This window comes from Thermopirellula anaerolimosa, assembly GCF_054657335.1.
In genome coordinates this window covers 2786121-2810997 of record NZ_BAAHYX010000006.1, presented here as the reverse complement: position 1 = coordinate 2810997, position 24877 = coordinate 2786121, and the positions used below count along the sequence as shown (strand labels likewise).

17 protein-coding genes and 1 CRISPR repeat array (1 of these 18 running past the window's edge) are annotated in these 24877 nt (G+C 63.4%); of the genes, 4 read left to right on the top strand and 13 right to left on the bottom strand.

Annotated features, from left to right (window positions below):
• Nucleotides 1-937: direct repeats of the CRISPR family, unit length 32 nt; unit sequence GTTTCAATCCGCGCCCTCGCGCAGAGGGCGAC; it reaches 19628 nt to the left of the window's first position.
• A 240-nt stretch (nt 938-1177) separates the two neighbouring features.
• From cas2 to cas3, 7 genes are all read right to left on the bottom strand, one after another.
• Nucleotides 1178-1468, bottom strand: a complete 291-nt coding sequence (gene cas2 / locus ACYQ6J_RS16135; protein WP_460185220.1) for a CRISPR-associated endonuclease Cas2 — start codon at nt 1466-1468, stop codon at nt 1178-1180.
• A 21-nt stretch (nt 1469-1489) separates the two neighbouring features.
• A complete protein-coding gene (cas1c, locus tag ACYQ6J_RS16130) occupies nt 1490-2521 on the bottom strand; it encodes a type I-C CRISPR-associated endonuclease Cas1c (RefSeq protein ID WP_460185219.1) in 1032 nt (343 codons plus the stop codon).
• On the bottom strand, nt 2518-3213 hold the full coding sequence (gene cas4, locus ACYQ6J_RS16125) for a CRISPR-associated protein Cas4 (RefSeq protein WP_460185218.1): 696 nt from the start codon (nt 3211-3213) through the stop codon (nt 2518-2520). The genes cas1c and cas4 overlap by 4 nt, the downstream gene beginning before the upstream one ends.
• Before the next feature lie 194 nt (nt 3214-3407).
• Complete coding sequence (gene cas7c / locus ACYQ6J_RS16120; RefSeq protein WP_460185217.1) at nt 3408-4382, bottom strand: type I-C CRISPR-associated protein Cas7/Csd2; 975 nt, start codon at nt 4380-4382, stop codon at nt 3408-3410.
• 85 nt (nt 4383-4467) lie between these two features.
• Complete coding sequence (gene cas8c, locus ACYQ6J_RS16115) at nt 4468-6288, bottom strand: type I-C CRISPR-associated protein Cas8c/Csd1 (RefSeq protein ID WP_460185216.1); 1821 nt, start codon at nt 6286-6288, stop codon at nt 4468-4470.
• Nucleotides 6289-6302: 14 nt separating this feature from the next.
• Nucleotides 6303-7034 (bottom strand): type I-C CRISPR-associated protein Cas5c, encoded by a 732-nt coding sequence (cas5c, locus tag ACYQ6J_RS16110; protein WP_460185215.1) that lies wholly within the window; start codon nt 7032-7034, stop codon nt 6303-6305.
• Nucleotides 7035-7058: 24 nt separating this feature from the next.
• A complete protein-coding gene (cas3, locus tag ACYQ6J_RS16105) occupies nt 7059-9464 on the bottom strand; it encodes a CRISPR-associated helicase Cas3' (RefSeq protein ID WP_460185214.1) in 2406 nt (801 codons plus the stop codon).
• 582 nt (nt 9465-10046) lie between these two features.
• On the opposite strand from cas3, the gene ACYQ6J_RS16100 reads away from it, so the two are divergent.
• The 3 genes from ACYQ6J_RS16100 to ACYQ6J_RS16090 all read left to right on the top strand — a co-directional run bounded on the left by ACYQ6J_RS16100 (nt 10047) and on the right by ACYQ6J_RS16090 (nt 12593).
• Nucleotides 10047-10598 (top strand): YkgJ family cysteine cluster protein, encoded by a 552-nt coding sequence (locus ACYQ6J_RS16100; RefSeq protein ID WP_460185213.1) that lies wholly within the window; start codon nt 10047-10049, stop codon nt 10596-10598.
• 48 nt (nt 10599-10646) lie between these two features.
• Nucleotides 10647-11969 carry a histidine--tRNA ligase gene (hisS, locus tag ACYQ6J_RS16095; RefSeq protein ID WP_460185554.1) on the top strand — a complete coding sequence of 441 codons (1323 nt, stop codon included), beginning with the start codon at nt 10647-10649 and terminating at the stop codon, nt 11967-11969.
• Nucleotides 11970-12056: 87 nt separating this feature from the next.
• Nucleotides 12057-12593 (top strand): HYExAFE family protein, encoded by a 537-nt coding sequence (locus tag ACYQ6J_RS16090; protein ID WP_460185212.1) that lies wholly within the window; start codon nt 12057-12059, stop codon nt 12591-12593.
• Nucleotides 12594-12676: 83 nt separating this feature from the next.
• Here ACYQ6J_RS16090 and ACYQ6J_RS16085 read toward each other — a convergent pair whose 3' ends face one another.
• From ACYQ6J_RS16085 to ACYQ6J_RS16075, 3 genes are all read right to left on the bottom strand, one after another.
• Nucleotides 12677-13699 (bottom strand): MBL fold metallo-hydrolase, encoded by a 1023-nt coding sequence (locus tag ACYQ6J_RS16085; protein WP_460185211.1) that lies wholly within the window; start codon nt 13697-13699, stop codon nt 12677-12679.
• 87 nt (nt 13700-13786) lie between these two features.
• On the bottom strand, nt 13787-16342 hold the full coding sequence (locus tag ACYQ6J_RS16080) for an N-6 DNA methylase (RefSeq protein ID WP_460185210.1): 2556 nt from the start codon (nt 16340-16342) through the stop codon (nt 13787-13789).
• Nucleotides 16343-16412: 70 nt separating this feature from the next.
• A complete protein-coding gene (locus ACYQ6J_RS16075; protein WP_460185209.1) occupies nt 16413-17816 on the bottom strand; it encodes a DUF362 domain-containing protein in 1404 nt (467 codons plus the stop codon).
• Nucleotides 17817-18411: 595 nt separating this feature from the next.
• On the opposite strand from ACYQ6J_RS16075, the gene ACYQ6J_RS16070 reads away from it, so the two are divergent.
• Nucleotides 18412-20364: a methyl-accepting chemotaxis protein gene (locus ACYQ6J_RS16070; protein WP_460185208.1), complete on the top strand. Its 1953-nt coding sequence runs from the start codon at nt 18412-18414 to the stop codon at nt 20362-20364.
• Between the two features lie 230 nt (nt 20365-20594).
• On the opposite strand, the gene ACYQ6J_RS16065 is transcribed toward ACYQ6J_RS16070, so the two are convergent.
• From ACYQ6J_RS16065 to ACYQ6J_RS16055, 3 genes are all read right to left on the bottom strand, one after another.
• Nucleotides 20595-21605, bottom strand: a complete 1011-nt coding sequence (locus ACYQ6J_RS16065; protein WP_460185207.1) for an NAD-dependent epimerase/dehydratase family protein — start codon at nt 21603-21605, stop codon at nt 20595-20597.
• 78 nt (nt 21606-21683) lie between these two features.
• Entirely contained in the window at nt 21684-23006 is a 1323-nt protein-coding gene (locus ACYQ6J_RS16060) for a nucleotide sugar dehydrogenase (protein WP_460185206.1), read from the bottom strand.
• 370 nt (nt 23007-23376) lie between these two features.
• On the bottom strand, nt 23377-24255 hold the full coding sequence (locus ACYQ6J_RS16055) for a hypothetical protein (protein ID WP_460185205.1): 879 nt from the start codon (nt 24253-24255) through the stop codon (nt 23377-23379).
• Between the last annotated feature and the right edge of the window lie 622 nt (nt 24256-24877).

Sequence of the window (24877 nt, the reverse complement as noted above, 5' to 3'; positions counted from 1 at the left end):
TCGCGGCATCCAATCTGGAGAACCAATAGTTGTAGGTTTCAATCCGCGCCCTCGCGCAGAGGGCGACTCAACGTCACACGTCGAGCAGCCCTCCGCGTCGCGTTTCAATCCGCGCCCTCGCGCAGAGGGCGACGCATGGTCGCCCCCGGCGGACACGAACACGCACAGGTTTCAATCCGCGCCCTCGCGCAGAGGGCGACCCAATCAGATTTTGGTTTCGCACAAATCCTAGGTGAGTTTCAATCCGCGCCCTCGCGCAGAGGGCGACAACAATCTGGCAATTTCGGATGCGGCCTCAAGCTGTTTCAATCCGCGCCCTCGCGCAGAGGGCGACTCGATTATCCATCATGCATTGCGAAAGTGCCAGTAGTTTCAATCCGCGCCCTCGCGCAGAGGGCGACTCCAGGGCGTGCATCCGTAGGCTCCGGTGGCGTGTTTCAATCCGCGCCCTCGCGCAGAGGGCGACGGCTTGCGGTGGCGGCCCCTATGGTGGCTGCGGCAGTTTCAATCCGCGCCCTCGCGCAGAGGGCGACGGTGTTCAACGTGAACGGCCCGGTTGTATGCTGTTTCAATCCGCGCCCTCGCGCAGAGGGCGACGTGGTTTGTTGCCTGCCAGCATCATTGCCACAGCTGTTTCAATCCGCGCCCTCGCGCAGAGGGCGACTCGCAATGCATGATGGATAATCGAGCTGCCACTGCGTTTCAATCCGCGCCCTCGCGCAGAGGGCGACCATGGATTCTCCACTACCATGCCGCAATATCGGCTGCGTTTCAATCCGCGCCCTCGCGCAGAGGGCGACATGCCGCGGACTATCATCTCATCGCATTCCACTATCGTTTCAATCCGCGCCCTCGCGCAGAGGGCGACGCGAATTGAGCGTCGAAAAGCGTACACAGCCGCACATGTTTCAATCCGCGCCCTCGCGCAGAGGGCGACCCCTTTCTCCTAACTATATATTAGGGCGACACTTCCACGCAAGATTTCGCGAACCCCCCAAAAAATTCCGTCCGTAACGACTCATGAATTCGAGATTAAGTCGCAAATCGTGTGAAATTAAGCATTTACGGAAAACGCGAACCCCCCGGGTTTTTGCCACCGATCGGGGTTCGCGAATGTCGTACTGCATACCCTTTGGGGGGGCGGCTCCTAACGGGGCGCGCATCGAGAAGCCGGTTCTCAAACCAGAAGCAGGCCGTCCGGATCGATACTCGGCTTCGCGCCGATGTGCTCAACGCGATGTTTCCAATTGGCACCGAGGAAATAAAAGCGGAGGCTGTCTTGCTCGGGATCGATCATCGTCTCAAGATCGCGGCGAAGCGTGACCCATTGCTCGGGCGTCACCGAGCACTCGAACACGGAGTTTTGCACGCGTTGGCCGAAGTCCAGGCATTTTTTCGCCACGCGACCGAGGCGGCGCACGCCCGCTCTATCTTTGGTGGAGACATCGTAGGTGACAAGGACCATCATGGCGTGACTCCGGTACAAGGTTCAACGCAGGACGCACGGGGGATAGGCGTCGATATCGCCGCGAATGAATCGGGCCAGCAGTCGGGCTTGGATGTGGGGGACCAACCCCAGCGTCATCTTTTCGCCTAGAAAAGGGTGCGTTACGACCTCGCTCTTGCGTTCCTGAAAGACTTGCAGGACGGTGCGGCGGGCATTCTCGGAGAGGAGCACGGCACCCGACGGTTGCCATTGAAAGTCTTTGGCCCGTACTTGTCGGCGGTTGATAAGGTTGAGAACGACGCGGTCGGCGATGATGGGCCGGAGTTCCTCCATCAGATCGAGGGCGAGTCCGGGGCGCCCCGGCCGGTCGCGATGGAGAAAACCGACCTGGGAGTCCAAACCGGCGGCTTCGCAGGCGGAGCGGACGTCGTTGAGCAGGAGGGCGTACGTGAACGAGAGGAGGGCGTTGACGGGATCGCGGGGAGGCCGGCGAGAACGGCCCGTAAAAGCGAAGCGACTGTCGGTGGATTGAATGAGATGGGAGAAGACGGCGAAGTAGTCGGCTCCGGCGGCGCCCTCGATGCCGCGGACGGTGTCGAGGGGAAGGGCTGGGAGAAGGGATTCCAAGGCACCTTGAAGGCGGTTGGCAGCGGCATTCAATGCCGCTGCGGCATCGGCATCGTGATGTTCGCGGGCGGCACGGCGCAGGTTGAGGCGGCAGTTGGCCAGTTTGCCGAGTACGCAGGAACGGGCGACTTCGGCGGATCGCTCGGCGTCGTCGGCCCAGCGGTATTGCTGGCGACGCAAGATGACGTTACCCGGGGTAAAGCCGCGGGTAACGGCGAGGAGTCGGCCGTATTGGGAAAGGAAGGCTACCGAGATGCCGTTCGCGGCCAGAGCGCCTAAGAGGGGCGGCGAAACGGCGACACGTCCGAAGCAGACCAATCCGCCGAGATTGATGAAGGGGCAACGAAGGCGAGTCTTGCGCTCGATGAGGACGGCCACGGCTTCGCCGTCCTTTTTGAGGTAGGCGCCCTGCGTGGTGACGAACAAGGTGTTCAAGTGCTGTTTCATGAGGACTTATCCTTCGGATGCTGTTCCGCTTTCGCGGCTGCGTCGTCGGTGAGTCGGCGGAGATAAGCGGCGGCGTTGCGACCGACGCTGAGTTCCGGCAGACAAAGATTGCGAAGAGAGCAACCGCGACATTTGCGGCCGAGTTGGGGCGGCGGTACCGCGGCGGCCCGGATCAGTTCGTGCATGCTTTGGGCGGCGGACTCGACCGTTTGGCGGAGGTCGGCGGTGAACTCGACCTCGACGCGACGGTGGGAGAGGGCGAAAAACAGGCATCCGCGTTGCAGGCTCAGGCCCAGCGTCTCCTCCAAACAAACGGCCTGGGCGCAGAGTTGAACTTCGTATTCGAGTTTGCGCCGCGCCGTGAGCTTGCCGCGTTTGTATTCCACAATGGTGACGTCGCTGACCGGGTCTTCCGCGGGAAACTCGACGACGTCGGCCACGCCGAAGAGTCCCAGTCGGGCGGAACTGAGGTAGAGACCGCGAACGACGCAACGGTTTTCGGCCTTCGTCTTGGAGGGCTGATGAGCACGCTCGTGGACGTGTCGTCCCTGAACGGTGAAGACGTTATCGGCCCACTGGCGCTCGACGAAGATCAGGCCGGCGCGTCGCGGACAGTATGTGTATTGCGACAGGGCGGAAATGGGAATCAGTTCCTCTTCGGAATACATGGCGAGAACACCGGCGGTTAACACCGGCGGCTCCGAGTTTGCAGAGTCTGAACACACCGCCGGCTAACGGCGGCGGCTCTGATTTGGGCTATCTATTGCCAGGGCACAACCGGCGGCTCCGGAATCGCATGATGGGAAGGCACCGCCGGCTTAGACCGGCGGTGCGGGAACGCTTGGGGATTGACGATCGCCCGCGCGGGCGGACGGTGAACGCGGGATCAGGTAAGCCGATCCCTATCCTCGGGCAGGCGGAGAAGCTCCGTGCCCGGCGGAATCTTATCCTCATGGACGGTGACCACATAATCGTCGAAGGATCGCGGAGTCTGCACGCCGTCCTTGCGGGAAACCTTGATGATTTCCTCGAACAAAAGGTAGGCGGGGGCACAGCCGAGTTTGGCCTGGGCGGCCCGTTGCTCGGAATTCGAATCCGTGCCCACATGCTTGAGGACGAAGACCGGGCGGCGAACCGACATCTGCCCTTTGCTGGCGGAGCGGTCGTGGTCGTACATGTTGAGCAAGGCGTCGAAGAAGAGCTTGAGGTCGTCGGCGGTGAAGCCGGTTTGCTCGGCCAAATGGGCGGAAATGAAGCCCTTGCCAAGGTACAGGCCGTAGGCGATCAGCGACTTGCGGCCCATGGTGCGGAGCGTGTCCTCCTTTTGCTCGGCCTCCCATTGTTCGTAGTCCTGCCAGGACTTGGCATCTTTAACGTTTTCGGCCACGGCCATACGGGTGATGGAAACGTCGAGCGGCAGAACGGGATCCACGGACCTGGCGAAGGTCACCTGGACCGGTCCGCGGACCTGGCCCGCGTTGGGACCGATGGACATCACGGCACCGAACGTGCGGACGTCATAGAAGTTCTCGCACATCCAGCGGCGGGCATTGTTGACGGCGTCCTTATTTCCGCTCTTGCCGGTCGGCAGTTGGCCGTTGGCCTCTTGATGGGCGCGCGTGATGTGCTTGTTGAGGTTGCAAGCGTGCTCCACGAAGATGGCATGAGGCATGACGTTGCCTTTGGCGAGTTGGACGTAATTGCGGATGCGCCGCTTGACGGCGACGTCCGAGACCAGGCCGTGCATGTCCTCGGGATCGATCCGCGGAGCGTTGCCGGCGTCGGGATCGCCGTTAGGATTGCCGTTCTCGCAATCGAAGAGGTACAGGAATTCGTAACGGTTTTGGATGGTCTGAGACATGATGGTAACTCCGAGATCTTGAAACCAAGGGTTCGTTAACGTTCCGGTTTGGACAGTCGTTCACGGTTGAAACCGAGCGTGGAGCTCACTCCGCGGCGGCAGGGGTAGGCTCCTCGTTTTCCGCGGCCTTGGCGCGGGTCGCCAGTTGGTGGTAGTACCCCATCGCAAACAGCGTCTGCTCCTCGAGCGTGAGGGCGCGGGGCGGAGCGGTTTGCAGACGCGACCACAGTTCGGCGAGTTGGCCTTCGAACCAGCGGCGCAGCCCTTCCTGCTCGATTTTGGGCAGGTGGGCGATTTGGGCGGTGCGGACCAGGCGTCCCAGGACCAAAGCGGGAGTGGCGCTTGCCGCAGCATAGTAACGCTGCACGACGCCGGCACCTACGTCGGGATTGGCCGTCCTTTGGATGCCGGCCAGAAGGGCCATGATCCGGCCGCTCACGTAAGCGGGGTGGTTTTCCACGGGATTCAGTTCGGGATTCATCTTGGGCAACCTTTCATTACGGTTCACAAAGGCCTTCAGTAACGCCATGCGGGCGACTCGCGGGGATTCGCCCTGAAGGAAGTCGATACGGACGCGATGGAGAGTTTGCGCCATCACGCTGTGAGGAATGGGCAGGCCGTGGACGGCGCTCCGCCACAGCGTCGCCGTTAAGGGAGCCGAGGCGTCCTTGAGTTCTCGGACCGGCGCGGCCAAGACTTGCGTGAATCGAAAACGATCTTGGATCCGGCCTTCGCGGTCGATGACGGCAAGATCCGTCAGCCAGCGATCGACGTTTTGAGCGAACTCCTCGAAGCTCCCCTCCGTGAAGTCGCGGATGACGACCCGCCCGCTGTTCGCCGAGAGCGTGAGGGCGTAATAGCGACAGTCCTTGAGGTCGGGCCGCTCGCCGGAACGTATGGCATTCAAAGCCTTACGGGCGAACGACTCCGCTTGATTGCGTCGCGAAGGATCGTCCGAGGCTTCGTCATCTTCGTCGTCGGCGGCGGGTCCGAAGGCGCTCAGGCCGAAGTCGTTTTGCGGGTCGAGCTCCGGCGGGATGCGCTTGCTGTACCAGAAGCCGACCTTGACGGTCGTCAAGCGGTGGCAGCGATGCGCGATGATATGGTTGAGCGCGGTGAGATAGATTTTGGCGCTATCCTCGCTCATGGCGGCGTTTTCGGCCTGCTCCAAGCCGAACGAGGTGTAAGCGTCCTTGTCGAACCCGATCAGAGAGTCGCCGGTGGCCAAACCGCCGACGTCGCTGAGTTTTTCGATCTTATTGTGCGTGGGGAGCGGTTCTACCGGATTCGCGGTGAGCAAGTCGAGCATCAGCTTCGACGCCGGCTTTTTGCCGCCCCGCTTTTCCGATTTCGGCTCGTCGCGGTTGCGGCCGATGGATTCCAGGAATTGTTGCCACCACGGGTGCCAACTCGATTCCTCCACGAAGATGCGCATCCCGCCCGTTGGTAGAGCTAAGGCGAACGTGGCCGAATCGGTGGGCTTGGCCTTCTGGGTACGCAAGGCCTCGTGGACGGCGTCCAGGACTTCCGGGGATCGCAGAGCGCGGGCAATGACGCCCAACTCGAGAACTTCCCCGGCGGCTTGCTCTAAGAGACCCACGAAGAAATCGTTCTTGCGAACGGACTTGGCGTCGGGCGGGTTTTCCTTGGTAAACAGGACGATCGTGGAAAGGGCCTCGACCAGGAAGTTCGCGCGGCCGCCGCCTTGCAGCCAACTTTGGGCCACCTCGGGGCAAGCCGCAAACTCGCGGCCCTTGGACTTCTTTTCTCCGCCCGCCAAATCTACGACCGACGTGAATCGGCCCTGTTCGTCCAAGACGATCAGCCAGCGGACGAACTTGGGTTTCAGCCCGGGAGCGACGCTGAGATTCTCGCGCCGGGCATACTCCGCCAGGTAATGCAACATGGTGGAAAGCTCCTCTAGGCGTTTTGGCTCACGGGTTTACGGACGTCGGCGCTATCGAAGGGCGGGACCTCCAAGACGCCGCGTTCGATCTTGGCACGGAAGAGCGTGATGAACGGCGGCGCCGAGCGGTCGTTGATCCGGTTCAGGTCGAAGACGTCGTACACCATCCAGCCCAAGTCTTCCGTATGCTCGCAGAGCGGCGTCCGCTCCTCGCCCTCCTGGACCAATCTGAAGAAGGCCACGAATTCGCGGCAACCAAAAGCCGGCTGATAGAAACATTTGCCGCAGGATGCGCGGCGAACGAACTGGGCGTCGTACGCGGCCTGCTGACTCTCGTTGCCCGGCCTGGGAACGATGTGGGCGGTGATGCGATATCGGGGATTTCGCACCGCCATCGTCTGCCTTTGGGTGCGGCCTCTGCCGGTGTTTCCGGTCACGTCGGGGTCGCCGTCCGCCAGGATCGGTTCCGGTTCCGCCGTGCCTCGCATCCACTTCTTCACTGCGGCTTCGCTGATCTTCTCTTTCGTCTCGTTCCGCCGCAGGCCGATGTAGGCGATCTCGGAAAGGATTTCGATCCGATCGACCTGCCAGCGGAATTGAGGCTTGAAATAAATCGCCTCGAATATCCCTCGCGCGGCGCTCGGCGTGGGACAGGGGTAGGAGTATCGCTCGACTTTCATTTCGGGGCGAGTAAAGCACGCGAAATCGCCCCAAACTTCCAAGGTGTGACGTCGTGCCGCCGCCATGAATGGCACCTCCTTTGTAATGATTCAAAGAACCCAATCGCTCGCATTATCCGGTGCGACGAGCCCCAGCAGGTCGTCGTAAGGCAAGCCCGGCAAGGCCACGAACCAAGTGCTTTCCTCCAACTCGGCGTGTTTCCGGCGGAAAAAGGCGATCGGCTGCAGGTGGTTGGCAAGTCCGGAGCCTCGCGTGGGACGGAACATGGAAACGGCGTAGCGCGACGCACGGCGAATCCAATCGCGGACCCAATCCCCTTTGCCGCCGGGCGGATTCTTTAGTTCCGCCGTCAGCTCGTCCCGTTCCTCGGGGTTGTACGACGTAAGCACGTTGATCGTAATATCGGGGATTAAACGGTAGTGATGTTCCACCTCGTCGAATCGGCCCGCCTCGATCGCCTGCAAAAGCTCCCGCTCATCGTCGGGATAAATCTTGGAATCGTCGCGCCCAATGGTTTTGTACAGCGTCGCGAAATATGTACTCATTGTTTTGGGATCGTAGAGTATGCGGCTGTCTTCCGTGTTTTGGGAAATGTTGAGCTGTTTTAATAAGGTTTGAGTAATAGCGACGGGATACTTATAGTCGGGGGGATATTCGCTTCGCTCATCGGCGACGCGGAAGACGACGACCCGCCCCGATTCGCGGGCACCCTGGCGATTGCAACGTCCCGCCGCTTGCACGAGCGACTCCAAGGGGGCAATCGCCCTATAGACCGTGGGAAAATCCAGGTCCACGCCGGCCTCGACGCACTGTGTGGCGACCAGGCGAATCGGGACGTTCTCCCGGAGACGCCGACGGACCTCGTCCAAGACGCGGAGGCGATGGACGGGGCACATATTCGTGGAAAGATGCAGGACGCCTGCGGTGCCGCTCGCTTGCAGCAGCCGCGCCAAATCGGCCGCGTGGCGCCGCAGATTGACGATGCACATCACCCGGTCGTGTCCTTGCAATTCGGCGGCCAGGTCTTGCAGCGAGATGGGCGTCTCGTGGCGCCAAACGGTTTGCACGCGGCCCGCCGCCGCCGCGAAAAGCCTCTCGGGATGCCGGACGATTTCGCGCGGTTGCCAACCGCCCGGGGCGTACATCGCCACGCGACTTTCGAGCGTTTCGAACGCCGGTTGCGTTGCCGTGGCGAAGACGAGACTGGAACCGTACGGCCCGTCGGGCTGCGCCAGTCGCGACAAGGCCGACAACGTAGCAACGGCCAGTTTGGGCGGCAGCGTTTGGACCTCGTCGAAGAGGATCACGCTCTTGGCCAGGCGGTGCAATTTGCGGCAACGAGACGGCCGAGCCGAAAAGAGCGATTCGAAGAATTGCACGGTCGTCGTCAAGATGATCGGGGCGTCCCAATTGGGGGTTAGGCTCCGCGATGTGCTCTCCGGTTCCTCGGCGTCCTCGCTATCCGGATCGCCGTGATCGCCGGATATTCTGGCCGCGTCGTCGCGCCCCTGCTCCGCCAGGCTGTGATGTTCCTGGATGATTCCGGGGTCGAATCCCCGCGCCTCACTGAAGATATTGCGATACTCTTGAACCGTCTGATCGATGATGTTGAGGTAGGGAAGGACCACGACGATCCGCCGCAGGCCGTGACGTTGCGCATGATGCAAGGCGAAGGCCAGCATGGCGAGCGTCTTTCCGGAACCGGTGGGGGCGGAGAGCGTGAACAAACCGGTCGGCGACGCGGCGGCGGCGATACAGTCGTTCAACAGCGATTCGCGTAATTCCCGCATGGGCGAATCGATGTTGTCGGAATGGTTTCGCACGGACTCCAGGTGGTCCTCAAAGGCCTGAATCGCCCGGGCGAGGTCCAGCGGCGGGCGTTCCGGCGTAAGACGATAGGGCGTTTGGGCGTCGCCCGCGAAATGGGCCTCCGTCGCCAGATAGTCGGCGTCCACCAGGGACGAAAACAGCATCCGCGCGTCCAGCATGTCCGCAATCATTTTGCCGCTGCGGACCAGCCCTTCGACTTCGGCCGGTAACGCGATGCCCTCCTTGTCCAAGAGCGTTTTGAGCCGCCCAAGATCGTCGGTCGAAAACTTCCGGGGTGTTTCCTTGAACAATCGGATCCGGTCCTCGCAATATTGCTTGGCGGACAGGGGCAAATACTCCATGCCTCCGTGATGGCCTTCGATGGCCGCGGCGGGAAAGAGACCGCCCTTTCCATACCGGTAGGCCGCGATGATCGCTCCGGGCGCGGCGTGGTCGCCCCCGCGGGACTCTCGGCCCCGAATGTAACTCTGGAACCGATCGCCGTACTTGCCGGCATCGTGCAGCAGGCCCGCGGCGTAGGCTTGATGACCGCACGAAAACGGTTCCGCGAAGCGTTGCGCCAGTTCCGCCACTCGAAGGAGATGATCCCGCAACAGTTCGGGAATGCCTTGGCCGCGGTCGTTGGCGCTGTGAGCCAGATATTCGCCGGAGGGATCGGTAGGCATGAGAGTTCTCGCATCGACTTTCGCGTAACGAAGTGGATTCCTTCCCAAAGTACGTTGAACCGACCGGAATCATAACTTTTTTCGCCGCCGAGCACTGCCGGCGCCGTCGGTTTTCGCGCAAGGCCATTCTTGCAGCATAAATGCGGGCTTGGACAGGTTGAGTCCAACCCCGCGCTTTTTTCGCGGACGCGTGAGGCGAGCGGACGCCGGCCATCTGCGACAGCGCGAGTCGTTCTCGCGGGCGGAGCGAAGGAACCGCCCGGGGAAGGCAATTCTCTCCTTCTGCGGTTCGTCGCCCGATTCGTCAGCTCCTGGAACCCCCGGAAAGGGACGTTTCTATTCGTGAGAATCATCCATTCGTGAGAATCAGGGGGCATTTCCATGCGCAAGAATCCGGGAACATGTCAATTCAAGGCTGACAACGAGAGCGTGCCCGGGCTTACCGAGGGGGCGAGAAAGCGGTAAGCTCACGAAAGGGAGGCGTTTCGTCCGGCGGGGCGACGCCTTGCGTGGCAGGCGCGTCGCGCGTCGCCGGGGTCGCGTCTCCGGCACTTTTCGCGGGATCGCAAAGGGAAGCACGCGATGACCCAACCTCCTCCCAATTACTGGTTGAGGCGTAACGGCGCGCGGGGGCCGATCCTTCGACGGGCCGACTATCCGCCCGGGACCAATCTGTGCCTGCACTGTCCCGCCAAGTGTTGTCATTACATCGCCCTGCACATCGATACGCCGACCACCTGGGATGACTTCGACACCGTCCGCTGGTTCTTGCTGCACGAGCACACGGCGGTCTTCGTGGACGGCGATACGTGGTACCTGATGATTTACACGACCTGCCGGGAGTTGCGTGCGGACGGTCTTTGCGGGATCTATCCCACGCGGCCCAAGATCTGTCGCGACTACTCGACGGATCAGTGCGAGTTCGAGGAGAATTCGGTGTACGACCAATTGTTCGAAGTCCCGCAACAAGTGGAGGAGTACGCCGAGGCGTTGCTCGGCCCTCGCCCTCGGGAAGCGTCCCGGGACGCATCGGGGTCGCTGCCCATCCTCCCGCCGCCCCTGCCGCCGGACGGGAACGGTGCGGGGTCGAACGGTCGCCGTAAGCGTTCCCGATCCGCCGTGCCCGGCGCCTGACGCATCCCTCTCCCTGCTTCTTCGCGGAACCGTACCGTCATGACGTCGATCATCACGCCCCGCACCCTGAAAGGCTTTCGCGACTATCCGCCGCACATCATGATTCCGCGCGAGCGGATCATGGAGACGGCCCGGCGCGTCTATCGCTCGTACGGCTATGCGCCGATCGACACGCCGGCCCTGGAATACTTGGAAATCCTGTCGGGCAAGGGGGGCGAAGAATCGGACAAACAGCTTTATCAGTTCGAGGACCACGGCGGTCGCCGGGTGGCCCTCCGCTTCGACCTGACCGTGCCTTTGGCGCGATTCATCGCCCAGCATTTCAACGAACTGGGCACGCCTTTCAAGCGGTATCACCTGGCGACGGTATGGCGGGGCGAGAACACGCAGCGAGGCCGCTATCGCGAGTTCATGCAGTGCGATTTCGACACGGTGGGCACCCGCTGCGTGCAGGCCGACATCGAAACGGCGCTGGTGATTCACGATTTGCTGCGGGCGATCGGCTTCGAGGATTTTCGCATCCACATCAACAATCGCAAGGTCCTCAACGGTCTGTTGGATGTGTTGGGACTGCGGGATCGGGCGGTGCCGATCCTGCGGGCGCTGGATAAGTCGGCCAAGATCGGCCTCGACGCGGTCGCCCAAGAGATGCGGAGCGCGGCGGGTCTGACGGAGGCGGAGGCCCGGCGCGTCCTGGAACTGACCTCCCTTCGCGGCGAGAACGACGAGGTGTTGCGCGGCCTGGAGGCGTTGGTCCGCGGAAGCCCCTTGGGTGAGGAAGGCGTGGCGGAACTCCGCGACCTCTTGGAGGCCGCCGGCGCCGCCGCCCGACCGAGTTGCTTCCGCATCGACGTGTCCATCGCCCGCGGGCTGGATTACTACACGGGTACGATCTACGAGACCTTTTTGGATGCCCTGCCGGGCATCGGGAGCGTGTGCTCGGGCGGGAGATACGACAACTTGGCGGCCCTGTTCACGCGGCAGGAGTTGCCCGGCGTGGGGGCATCGCTGGGATTGGATCGCTTGCTGGCGGCCATGGAGGAGTTGGGCATGATCGAGGGCGTGCAAACGCCCGCCCCCGTCTTTCTCCCCTTCTTTGAAAGCACGCGGCGGAACGACTACCTGCGGTTGGCGGCGCGGCTTCGCGCGGCCGGTTTGGGCGTGGAGTTCTACCCCGAAGCGAAGAAGTTGGCCCAGCAACTCAAGTACGCGGACCGGCGCGGGCACCGCGCGGCCCTGGTCTTGGGCGAAGACGAATTCCAAAGCGGTCGCTGCAAGATCAAGGACTTGAAGACGGGCAAGCAGGTCGAAGTCCCTCTGCAAGACGACGCCGCGGAATTGATCGCGGAGTTGCGGCGGATGCTCGATTGATCGTCGGCCCGGCGACGGATATGCTGGGGCGTATCGGGGGTCATGGCGAACGGGTCGCCGTCGTGCGGCCGAAGCGGGGATTTGGTCGTGGCCGATCGCGGAAATCACTACGAAGCGGCCTTCGAGGCCTACCTGCGGGCGGAGGGGGTGCCCTACGTGGCCGTGGACGAGGCCCGCCGCGCCGTGATGGCCGACGGTCGATCCCTGAAGAGCCTCGACTTCATCGTGGCCTCGGCCCGAGGTTTCGCCTGGCTGGTGGACATCAAGGGAAGGCGATTCCCCTCCGGCGACGAGCATCATCAGTATTGGAAGAATTGGTCCACGCGGGACGACCTGGAAAGCCTGGCGGAATGGGAGCGGCTTTTCGGCGAGGGTTTTCGCGGGCTGTTCGTGTTCGCCTTTGAGCGGGTGGGAGCCCGCCTGCCGGTCGCCCCGGAGGATCTCTTCACGTTCCGCGATCGGCAGTACGGGTTCTTGGCCGTGGAATTGGGCGCCTACCGCGCCGCCGCGCGGCTGATCTCACCCCGCTGGGACACCTTGGCCGTCTCCGCGGCCGAGTTTCGCCGTTTGGCTCGACCGATCCGCGCCGCGCTCAGTCCGCCCGAAACGGCGAGCGTCGCGTGACCCTCGCCGCCGATCCGAACCGCGCGGCAGGAGACCGCCGCGCGGCGGTCTCAGTTTCCAGCGATTCCTCGCCGCGCCCGCCGTTAGAACAATCGTCGCTGCGTGGACCGGCCTAAAGGCCGGGCATCCCACCCCAACTCTTGCAGGCGGTTGACGAACTCGTCGGATCCGTGCGTGCAGTACACCACGCGGGGGGCTACGCGCTCCACCATTTCCAGCAGTTCGTCGTAGTCGGCATGGTCGGAAAGCGGCAGGGCGTGATCGACGCCGAGGCGATACTTGGCGGCGGGATCGACGGCCCAGCCCGTCACGGCCACCCGGACCTGCCGAAGCCCGCGCATCTCCAGTCGCTTGCGCGGCGGCACCACCACCGCCTCTCCCGGTTCCACCGTGCCGTCCCACCGGCGATAGCGGCCCAAGTTGACGCCGAACGATTCGTAGATTCGGCTGACGGCCCAGACGTGCGGATGCTGCACGACCGGAAACCCCATGTCGTTCAGCCGCCGCGTGATCTCCTGCCCTTTGCCGAGCGAATAGGCCTCGATTACGGGGACGGCACCGCCGTCGAGGATGCGTCGCACCAGATCGCGGAGCCTCGACAAGACCTCGTCCTGCGGCGGCATGCGGTAATCCGGCGTGCCGAAGGTGCTTTCCATGATCAAAATGTCGGCTCGGGTCGGTTGCGCCGCGGCGGCGGTGGCGGAGGGGCTGAGCTTGAAATCGCCGGTGTACAGGAGCGATTGCCCGTCGGCTTGGACGTGGAGCATGGCGGCGCCCAGGCAGTGCCCGGCGGGCAGGGCGGTCAGCGTGACGCCCGCCCACGAGATGGGTTCGCCCGGCTGCATGATGCGGACCGTTCGTTTTCCCAGGCGATGCTCCATCAGGGCCGCCGTGGGGGCCGTGCACAGGACGTAATCGTGCCGCGCGATATGATCGGAATGGGCATGCGAGACGAACGCTCGGGCGTGCCGCCGCCGGGTGTCGACGGCCAGATCGGCGACCGTCAAGCGAAGTCCGTGGTGATAAACGAACATATTCCCTTTTCTCGCCGCGATGTCCGGGCGACTGCCGCATTGCCCCCGCCGTTTCGGCGTGGCGTCGCCCACTCGCCCCGCCCCGACTCCTTCATCATACGGCGGCGGGAAAGCGGCGGCCTATCGCCCTGCGACGAACGGCCTTGTGAGTCGGAGCGTTCAGCGTTCCCACTCCGCCAGGACGTCGATGATGCGGTCGACCTCTCGGCGCGTCAGTCCCAGGACGGCCCCGCCGGCGTAGTCGGCGTCCCGCGACGCCGCCTCATCGTGGGGATAGGCCCGCACCGCCTCTCGGTGGCAAGGATCATCCGCACGGTAGCGCGGCAGGAGCCACGTTCGAATCATGCCGGGGGAACCGAAGCCCTTGCCGCCCCGGCACATCTGCACGGCGCTCAAGAGCCGCGCGCCCGGCCCGTTTAGCAGTACGGCCAGGTAGCGGGCCTCCTCCGGCGAATCGGCCGGGATGAAAGCGCAACTCTCTTGGGGAATGATCGGCAGCGGCCCCCGGATCGGGTCGTCGAGCGGACCGACGGCGGCGGCGCGCACACGCCGATCCATCCGCCGCCACACCACTTTGTGCGGGGCCAGCGTGTACCGGCCTACGTTGTACAGCGAATACCACGGACCGCGGCTTTGCAGCTTGCGGTACGCGGCACGGCGTCGCAGCAATTCCTCGAACCGCCGCAGGTAGTCGTAGGTCAGGGGATACTCGGCGGCCAGCACTTCCTCTGGCAGGCCCGTTCTGCGCTCGGGGTCTTGCACCATCAACAGATGGAGGTCGGGAGTCGCCGCATACGCGCGAACGTTACGCCAGCGGAGCAAGGGGAACAGCAAATCCGCCTCCAGTCGCACGCGGCACGCCGGAATCGGCAGGCGTCCTCGCTCCGGCAGGTTCTCGACCCACACGATCCGTCCGTCGCGTTCCAGCACGCGCAGCCAATAGACGCCGTTGGCCCCGCCGGTATTGGCCCCCAAATAAGCCGTGTATTCGCAAGTCCCCGTCAGTCGGCGGACAAGCTCCGCGATTTCCGGCGTCAGGATCGCGCCGAGCGGCGGTCGCTGCGCGAGATCCGATAGAGGTACGATTCCCGACTCGATCCGCAACCCGTGAGGCCCGGTCGGTCGCCGCGCGGATCGCCTGCCCCCGCCGCCGATCTCGCCGACCGGCCCCGGAAGCCAGCGGCGATACCGCACGACCGCCGTGCCGGGCGATTCATCGCCTCCCTTGGTGATGTAGAGGATGGCGGTTCGCCGATTGGTGCCGGGGAACACATTCGCCGCGGATAGATCATCGAGCGCCGCGATCCGCAGACGCTCGGGTTCGGAACACGCCCAGCGGCGAAAACCTCGGCCCGCCGCGGGATTGCCCCACAGACTGAGCGGCACCACCATGGCCACGCGACCGTTTCCAGCCGCCGGTCCCTCCGCGCAGAAACGAACCACGACGCCCGCCAAGTCGCGCTTGGCCCCGCCGTGACGGAACTCGCGCGCCGTCAATTCCAACCCGCCCAGGGCTTGCAGGATCGGCAGCAAGCGCCGCCGATCGCCGTCCTCCAAACGATCCCACATCAACCACGGCGGATTGCCGACCACGAAGTCGAAACCGCCGGGCGGGATGAAGTCGGCGGGCAAACGACTCGCCCCGTCGCTCCCTGCGACGGCGGGCGTCGCCAGGTCCCACAAATCGGCTCGATGGACGGGCGGGCGCCACGTCGCCTCGATCGGCGGGAGCTCACGCGTCGCCCCGGCATCTCCCTCCGCCGTCCATGCCTCGATCAGGGCCGACACGTAATTCGCCCGGGCCATGAGCACGGCAAGCGGTCGGCGGTCGATGCCGCGGAGCGTTCCTGCGGCCAGGACGCGGCGGACCGTCGCCAAACCGCTCCTCGAAGGCTCCGCCACGATCAATCGCAGGGCCGCCGTCAAAAAGGCACCCGATCCGCATGAGGGATCCAAAAGGCTCGCGCCGGGCCGATCGGGATAGCCCGCCTCGCGCAACACGTGCTCCGCCAACCACGGCGGCGTGTAGAATTCGCCCTGGGCCAATCGCAATGATTTGGGAAAACAGGCCTCGTAGGCCGGACGCCACCAGTCGCAAAACATCGCCCGGCCTGGGCGGCGGATGTGCCGCGCGGCAATCTCGCGCAGTCGCACCATGCACGCTCGGGCGGCGGCGGCCAAGCCCTCGTCCCAGACCTCGCGGTATTCCCAAAACCAGCCTTCCGGATCGAGGATCGCGAAGAGCGGCGCGTCCCATCCCAGGGCTTCCGCGCACGAATCCTCTCCGCGCGCCGAGTCCCAAGCGGCCAAGACGGCGGGATCGATCGGGCGGTCCCATGCGTCGTCGGGCAACCGTCGGCCGACAGCCGCCCAGCGGCAGGCCGCCAAGCACCACGTGGTCCACTTCACCCACAAGGCGAACGCCGTTTCGCAGGCGCGGAGGAAGGCCGGGCAGCGATCATCCGTGAGAACGATGTCCCAGCGGGCGGCCCGGCGGCAAACGTGCGCCGCCTCGCCGGGTTGCAACCCAGACCATGCCGCATCCGCCGGTGGTGCCGAGAAACCTCGACGCTCCATGCCCGCCCATACAGCCCGCAGCAGTGCGGCGAATTCGCCCCGCCGGGCGAACGCGCGGCGAAGATCCTCCGGTCCGGTTCCGGTGAGCGAATCGACATCGAATCCGGCCTGAGCGTTGAACCTTGCCTGCTCGGACATGGGACTCCATTGCCGCGGGCGGCGAGCGGTTTCGACCCCGGCGTTGGGTGGCGATTCTCGCAGCGGGAAATCACATCGTCACGGGAAACAGTTCAATGCCTTCGCCGGTCCCCAGGTTGCGCGAGTATTGCTTCTCGCGGACGTTGTTCCAGTGCTCGTGGACGCCCAGGCTCGCCAACCGCTCCGTAGGTTCGGCGTGATTGGGATCGTAGAACGTCCCCGAAGGCGGGTTGTCGACCAAGGCCGCCTCGTGCAAATAGTCGTCCACCCCGCCTTTCCGCGGGAAGGGCGTCCCTTCGGCCCAGAGGAAGTCGAACGCCACCGAGTCGATCGCCAGGGGATCCTGCGAGGCGAACAAGCTGCACGACCACCGGCCTTCCATGGGCGGGATGTGCATCCGCTGCGGTTCGGGGTCCTTGGGATGCACGCCGCTGAACAGACCGTCGATCAGATACAACGCCGTCTTGCCGCCCAGATGCGCGTGCCCGATCAAATCCACCAACGGTCGATAGATCGCCGACGCACTGGAGAAACAGTTGGGGTGAATGTCGTAATAGCCCTCTTGGACCGGCCAGCGAACGAGCGAACCGTAATGATTCTTGGCGCACAAGGTCACGCCCGCCCCGCTGTGGGCCTTGAAATTGGCGAAGTTGATCAAATAGTCGGCCTCGGCGAAACAGGTCGGCAGATAGTCTTGGGCGGCGCCCGCCGGACGGTTGCTCCAATAGAGCGGCACCTCCGAAGTGCGGACCTGAATGCGACCGAATTTTCCCGCGTAGTCCTCGTAGCGGACGTCGGGATAGGCCCCGTGCAGGATGTCGTAGTATTCGTGCACCAAATAGGCCAGCGTATCGCAGATCGTGATGTCGCCGGGACGCACGCCCACCCCGTCGATCAATTGCCCCAACAGCGCCAGCAGCATGTGCGGCGAGGTGTTCATGTAGTTTTCCCGCCGCATGAAACGGTACGTCTCGGGATCGACGATGTTTTCTCGGTAGATCATGCCGACCCAATTGGGCTTGATTAGAATCTTTTCGCCGGGCCGATAGCCGTGATCGCCCTTGCCGCGTTTGCGGTTGAGATGGGCGAAGATGCGGTGCCAAGCGGCGGTCGGATCGCTTTCACCCGCCGCGTGGCAAACGGCCTCTTTCAGCATGGCATCCACACGACGTTGCGAGACGTGCTCCCCCGACCACCACACGCCGTCCTGGGGCCCGTTCCAACGGACCGCGCCGGGATCGTGGATCCAGACCACGCGCCCGGGATGAATGCCCTGGGCCTTGCCGATCGGTCGCAAGGGTTCCGGTTGGTCGGTGGGAGATTCCGCCCGCACCAACCTTCCGCCGGCCGCGCCGGCCAGCAGCGCAGCCCCGCCCAGAAAACGGCGTCGATCGACGCGATCCCAGGCGGGGGATTCCGCGGCGAACAGCGGTTCGTGCGATTCCGTTTGCTTGGATTTAGGCGATTCGTTCATGTCCCGGTCCCTCCCGTCAAGGCGGTAAAAAAGGCGGAGCCCAGTCGTCAATATAACATTGTCGCGCGAGCGATTCACCACCAAAGGCACCGCTCGGCGCCATCGCCGGCGGGTTCCATTTTTGCGCTGGTGGCTCTAGAAATGGCGTTTTTTTGGGGAGTCGCTAGCGCAAATGGAGCCTCCAGCGTGAGCTGGAGGTGTCTTGCCACTACCCAGCGTCAACCATTCACCACCAGCGCCATCACGGCGCCGGGAGTACCACCACCAGCTTACGCTGGTGGCTCTCGGGTGGTTTGCTCTAGGATTGCGAATAACTTTTCGTGAGCCTCCAGCGTGAGCTGGAGGTGCCTCGCGTGCGCTAGCGGTAAACTCGCGGGGGGAATCGCACGCATTCTCGCTACAACCGCGATGGATTCCCGTCCCCGGGACCCAGGCGCAGCGATTTTTTTCTTCGCCCCGCCGCACCACGCCCCCTTCCGCGACCTAAGTTTTCTCAGTCGCGGACTCAGGATGCGTCCGGGAGATACCGTGAACCGCGGGCCACGAAGGCTCCCCTCCGGTTCCTTCCGCACAACGTCGGTTTGGGGGCGTTCGTATGAAGTTGTCGCATCTGAGCATCAAGGCGAAGTTGTTGGGCGGGTTCGGATTGGTGGCCCTGATCACCGCCGCGGTCGGCGCGGCGGGATTCTGGGCGGTACGGTTGATGCGAAATTGCGCTCAAGATGTTTCTCACAACGTCTTGCCCTCCGTCCAGTCGTTGGAGGAGGCGAAGCTCGCCTTCCACGAAATCCAGGTCGGGCAGCGGACTCTTCTGACGCAAAAAGTCAGCGAGGAGGTCTGGAAGCAACAACTCGTCGATATCGACGAAGCTAAGAAGAAGTTCGAGGAAAGTGCACGCAACTTCGAATCGCTTCCGCACTCAGCCGAAGCCGATCAGCTTTGGCGGCAATTCTCGACGGCAGCCGAGGAGTGGCGAAAGACGGTGGACGCGGGACTCCAGATGTGCGGCCGAATCCGGGACCTGGACCTTGGCGATCCCGCTACTTTGCAATCGCAAATACAGGCCATTCGAGCGGCGCACTTCGAAGCCCTGGGCAAGACCCAGCAAGCCGTTCTCGAAGGGCATCTTTTTGAAGGAGGGGAAGATCATACGGCTTGCGCGTTCGGGAAATGGGCCGCCGCGTTCGACAGCACCAATCCCAAGCTGCAGCAGATCGTTAAGCAGACGCTCGATCCGCATCAACGTTTCCACGCCGCCATCAAACAGATCAAGCAACACGTTGCCGCGGGCGAGACGGACGCTGCCAAACAAGCACTAGCCGCCATGGAGAGTAGTAAGAACGAAGTCTTCGCGCGGCTGGATCAATTGGCAGCCGAGGCGGCCGAGGTTCAAACGACCGAAGACGAATATCAGAAGTTGGTCCTAGAAGAGTCGCAGAAAAAGGAAGAGGCGGCACAAAGTGCGCTGGATCAATTGGCGGAGAGGATCCGGCAAGATTCGGCCGGCACGGTCCGACAGGGAGAATCTCAAGCTGAAATCGCAATGAGCGGTATCCTCGCGGCGGCTGGTACGTCCGTTATCCTCGCGGGAATCCTGGGCTTCTACCTGGCCCAGAGCATCATTCGGCCCGTGCAGAAGACCGTGGCGCTGCTGAAGGACGTCTCGGAGGGCGAGGGCGACTTGACCAAGCGGTTGGAGGTGGCCTCGCACGACGAGATCGGCGAACTGGCCCGATACTTCAACATCTTCTGCGACAAATTGGAAGAGATCATCCGTGAGGTTTCAGCCAGCGCTGAGCAGTTCACGGAGGGTTCGCGGGTGGTGTCGGAGGCCTCGCAGAGCCTGGCCTCGGGCGCCCAGGAGCAGAGCGCCAGCGTGCAGCAGGTGTCGGCCTCGATGCAGGAATTGGCGAGGGTGGTGGAACAGGTCAAGGCGGCGGCGGAGGAGGCCAACCGCTTGGCCCGGGAAGCCGCTCAGTTGGCGGACGGCGGCGGGCAGGCCGTCAACAAGTCGATCGAGGCCATGCAGCTCATTCGCGGCAGTTCGCAGCAGATCGCGGAGATCATCCAGGTCATTTCCGAGATTGCCGGCCAGACCAATCTGTTGGCCCTGAACGCGGCGATCGAGGCCGCCCGGGCGGGCGAGCATGGGATGGGCTTCGCCGTCGTCGCGGATGAGGTCCGCAAGTTGGCCGAGCGGTCCAATCAGGCGGCGGGCGAGATCACCAAGCTGATCCGCGAATCCACCGCCCGCGTGGAGGAAGGCGCGGAGTTGAGCCAGCAGACGGGCGAGGCCTTCCAGAAGATCGTGGAGGGCATCCAGACCACGGCGGGCAAGATTTCCGAGATCGCCTCGGCCACGGTGCAGCAGGCGGGCACGGCGGAGGAGGTCTCCAAGGCGATCCAGAACATCAGCCAAGTGGTGGAGCAGGCGGCGGCGGGCAGCGAGGAGTTGGCCTCCAGCAGCGAGGAGTTGGGCGCCCAATCGACCGCCCTCCGCGACCTGGTCGGCCGGTTCAAGGTCCGCCAGACCGTGTCCACGGGCTGAGGTCGCCCCGCCCCGGCGGTACCACCGCCGGCGCCGCGCGTACCATCACCGGCGGCGCGCGTACCACCGCCACCACCACCAGCTTACGCTGGTGGCTCTAATTATTCACGATCGAAACCAGCGCCACCGCCGGCTTACGCCGGCGGCTCTAGAAATGGTGTTTTTTGAGAGGAGCCGCTAGCGTGAGCTAGCGGTGGAAGAGGCGGGCACGGCGTGTTTCAGGCCATCGGCTACAGGCGGATGTGCCGCATCGTTTCGCGGTGTTCCCGATACCACGCGATGCAGCGACGGATCCCCTCCTCGATCGGAATTTCCGGGTTCCAATCGAGGAGCGATCGGGCCTTGGCGACGTCGGCCCAGGTGGCGGGCACGTCGGCGGGGTGCGCGGGACGATATTCGATGCAAGCCTCTCGCCCGCACTGCCTGGAAATCTCTTCGATCACGAACGAGAGCGGGACGGAACGGTCGCCTCCCAGATTGATGACTTCGTATCCCACCTCTTTCAGGCCTGCCACGGTACCCCGCGCGATGTCGTCCACGTATGTGAAATCGCGGCGTTGCGAACCGTCGCCGAAGACGGTGATCGGTTCGCCCTCGCTGATTTGGCGGACGAAGCGAAAGATGCTCATATCGGGCCGACCGGCAGGACCGTACACCGTGAAATAGCGGAACACGGTGACATCCAGGCCGTGCAGGTAGTGGTAAGTGTAGGCCAGGGTCTCGGCCGCTTTTTTCGAGGCCGCGTAGGGCGACAGCGGGCGGTCCGTATCGGCATCCTCCCGATAAGGGACGGGGTTATGGGCGCCGTACAGGCTGGAGGTCGAGGCCAGGATGAATTTCCGGACCGCGGCGGTTCGGCACTGTTCCAGCAGGACCAGGGTGCCGATGCAGTTGGCTTGATAATAGATGTCGGGCCGCGCCACACTGGCACGCACTCCCGCCCGCGCGGCGAGGTTGATTACCGCGTCGTAAGGCGGACGGTCGGCCGACGGTATGGGGGCGTCCGGGGCGCCGCGGGCGAACCATTCCCGGACGGCCTCCGCCTGCGAGACGTCGATGCGACAAAAAGAGAAGCCCGACCGATCGCGGAGTCGCGCCAGTCGCCATTCCTTGAGGCTGGGATCGTACGCATCGTTCAATTCGTCCCAACCGACCACGGCGTGCCCGGCGTCGAGCAGCAGTTCGCACACCCTGGCCGCGATGAAGCCTGCGCAGCCCGTCACCAAATAGCGTTTCGGCATACCGCGTCATTCCGTCACGAAAAAGGATGCCGGGCCCGCCATGCTCGCGGTCCAAGCCCCGCGGCCGTTCCCCGTCCTCTAGGCCTTCCAAATCTTCTCGCGATGTTCCCGGACGTTTTTCGTGGCGTTACGGGTATCGACGATCAACGGCGCGTGCTGGACGATGAAGTCGTAGTCGTAGGCCGAGTGATCGGTGGCGATCAGGACGCAATCCTGTTCCGCCAGGAACTCCGCCGTCAATTCGCGACTGGTCATGGGGGGAACCCGATAGTGCCGCATCCGCGGCAACTTGGGAATGTGAGGATCGTTGTAACTGACCTCGGCGCCCTTCGACAAGAGCAATTGCATCAATTCGAAGGAGGGGCTTTCGCGCGGGTCGTCCACGTCCTTCTTGTAGGCTGCGCCCAAGACGCAAATCTTGCTTCCCTTGACGGGCTTGCGGTGCTCGTTGAGGGCCTCGGTGAGGCGCTGGATGACGTACTCCGGCATGGAGGTGTTGATTTCACCGGCCAGTTCGATGAAACGGGTGGGCATGCCCTGGCGCCGGGCCAACCAACTGAGGTAGAACGGGTCGATGGGGATGCAATGCCCGCCCAATCCCGGGCCGGGATAAAACGGCTGAAAACCGAAGGGCTTGGTCTTGGCCGCCTCGATCACCTCCCAAACGTCGATCCCCAAACGCTGAAAGAGCACCTTCAACTCGTTGATCATGGCGATGTTGACGGCGCGGTAGGTGTTTTCCAGGATCTTGCAGGCCTCGGCGACCTCGGCGCTGCCCACCTCCACCACCCGCACCACGGCGTTCCCGTACAAGGCCGTGGCCAGGCGGGTGCTCTTCGGCTCGATTCCGCCGACCACCTTGGGAATCCGCTCGGCCGAGAAGTCCGGGTTGCCGGGGTCCTCTCGCTCCGGGCTGAAGGCCAGGAAGAAGTCCTCCCCGACTTTCAGGCCGGTGTCTTCCAGGATGGGCAGCATGACCTCGCGGGTGGTGCCGGGATAGGTGGTGCTTTCCAAAACCACCAATTGATCGCGTCGCAGCGCCTTGCTGATGGCGACGGTCGTTTGTTCGATGTACTGCAAGTCGGGGTCGCGGCTTTCGTTCAGCGGGGTGGGCACGCAAATCAAGACGGCGTCCGGTTCGCAAAGCCTGGCCATATCATTGGTGGCCTCGAACTTTCCGGCGGCCAACCACTCGGCGATCCATTCCGAAGGGATATGCCCGATGTAGCTCTTGCCGGCGTTCAAGAGTCGGACCTTTTCCGGATCAATATCGAAGCCCAGGGCGGAGTAACCGGATTTGATGAAGGCCCGCAGCAGCGGCAATCCCACATACCCCAAACCGATCACGCCGATCACGGCCTTTTTGTCGCGAATCTTGGCTTCGAGGTCTTGAAAGCCCATGGCAAGCTCCTGGCAACGTCCCCATCCCAATGAATCACCACGCGTTTCCGCGCCTTGTTTCGTCCGAGCGCTGAGTCGTTCCCCGGCGGAAAAGCCTTGCCCGGGTGTGCGCCGGTTCAAATCGCGGTCGTGTGACGTCGATGCGTCCGCGACGTCAATGAGAAAGTTTAGCATACGTCCGGGAACGAGGGCTTGACGCCCCACGTCCGCGGGATGCCGGGTGCGTCGCACGCCTCCGGCGCGAGACGGGCGTCGATGCTTGAAGCGGCGCAAGACGAGGGGACGCGGAAGTCCGCGTCCCCGATCGTGGAAGGCGAATCGACGAAGGGTCGCGGCGGCAGCGAAAGCACCGTCGCGGCCCCCGGTGGGCTTACGGGTTCAAGGAGGTGGCCGTTTCCCCCGGCGAGACCTCCGCCGGCTTGGACTTGGCTCGGTTGTTCATCACGACTTGATTCGTCAGGCTGACGACCCGCAAAGCGGCTTGAATCTCGGCGGGCGAGAAGTACGGACGACGCAGGCCGATGGCCGAGCGGATCGTCTTGGCCGCCAATTCCTCGAAACTCATGCCGTTGTTGTAGTGCCAGGCGGCGATTTGGGCGACACGCTGCGGAATCTGACCGTTGGCCATCAACTTCAAGACCTCGCGGACCTCATCCGGCTTCTTGGCATAATCCTCCAGCGGACGAATCTCGTACTGGACGTGGGCATTGGGATCCTGCTTGCCGTGGTCGAGGCAAACGATGGGGACCTTGGCCTGTACGACGACCTCGGGCGGGACGTTGAACATACCGCCGCCGAAACCGCCGCCGCCGTATCCGCCGCCCCCGTAGCCGCCCAGTCCGCCGCCGCCGAACCCGCCGCCGAAGCCTTGGGCTCCTCCACCGCCGTAACCGCCGCCGCCGTATCCGCCGCCGTATCCGCCGCCGAGACCACCGCCGAGGCCGCCGCCTCCGAGGCCGAGTTGCGCCAGGACCGGCACGCCTGCAAAGGCTTCGGGCAGTCGAATGCTCAGCGGCTTATCGGTCTTATTCTTGACGCGGACGTTGCACTCGGTGGAATCCTTGGCGATCAGTTTGACTTCCACCATACCTTGCTGGATGGCTGCGAAGAGATCGACGCTTTCGGCGACCGGGGCCTCTTTCTTAGGCTCCGCTCCCGGGGCTTGGTCCAACCCGGCAAACCACGAAATGAACACGCCGAAAAGGAAGGCACCGACCAGACAGACGATCCGCAAAACGGAGCGACACATGCGAAAATTCCTCCAAAAAGCACGAACCGCGGCCGCACGGACGAGCGCGCTCGCAAGACCTACTTATCCAGAGTAATCCGAAAACCGGGAAAAGCAACGCAAAAACCGCCGTGCTTGCGAATTTAGCCGGCTTACCGAGGTCGGGCGGTAACCCTCCCGACTTTGGACGAGGCGCGACCGGCAATAGTTCCCACCACACCCCCCACCAAATGAGGACAAGCCCTTTCCGCCGCCGCTTCATGTTGTGCGGCAAAACGATGGTGTTCGGTTTCTTGCGAAATGGAAGGTCGTGACGATTCTCGGGGCTGGAAATCTAGGGAAACCGCGGCGTTCAAGCAGCTACGGCGTGCAATGCAAGTCGCGCAAGCTATTGTTGACACAGATGAAGCCCCTCCGCTAAACTGCTAGTTTTGTCTGTCGTGTGCCTCGCCGAAGTGAACGCCCAGGGCGTCACCCGATCTTTTTCGGCCAACCGCTTGCCGCATCACATTAGCAACAGACGAAAAACGCCTCGGCCGGCGGAATTCGCGGACGAAACGGCGGCCTAAAAGGTCGGAAAACGAGTACGGAAGCCGATGACGGCGGAAAAGGATGGCACACACCATCGCCGGTTCCGGGATCG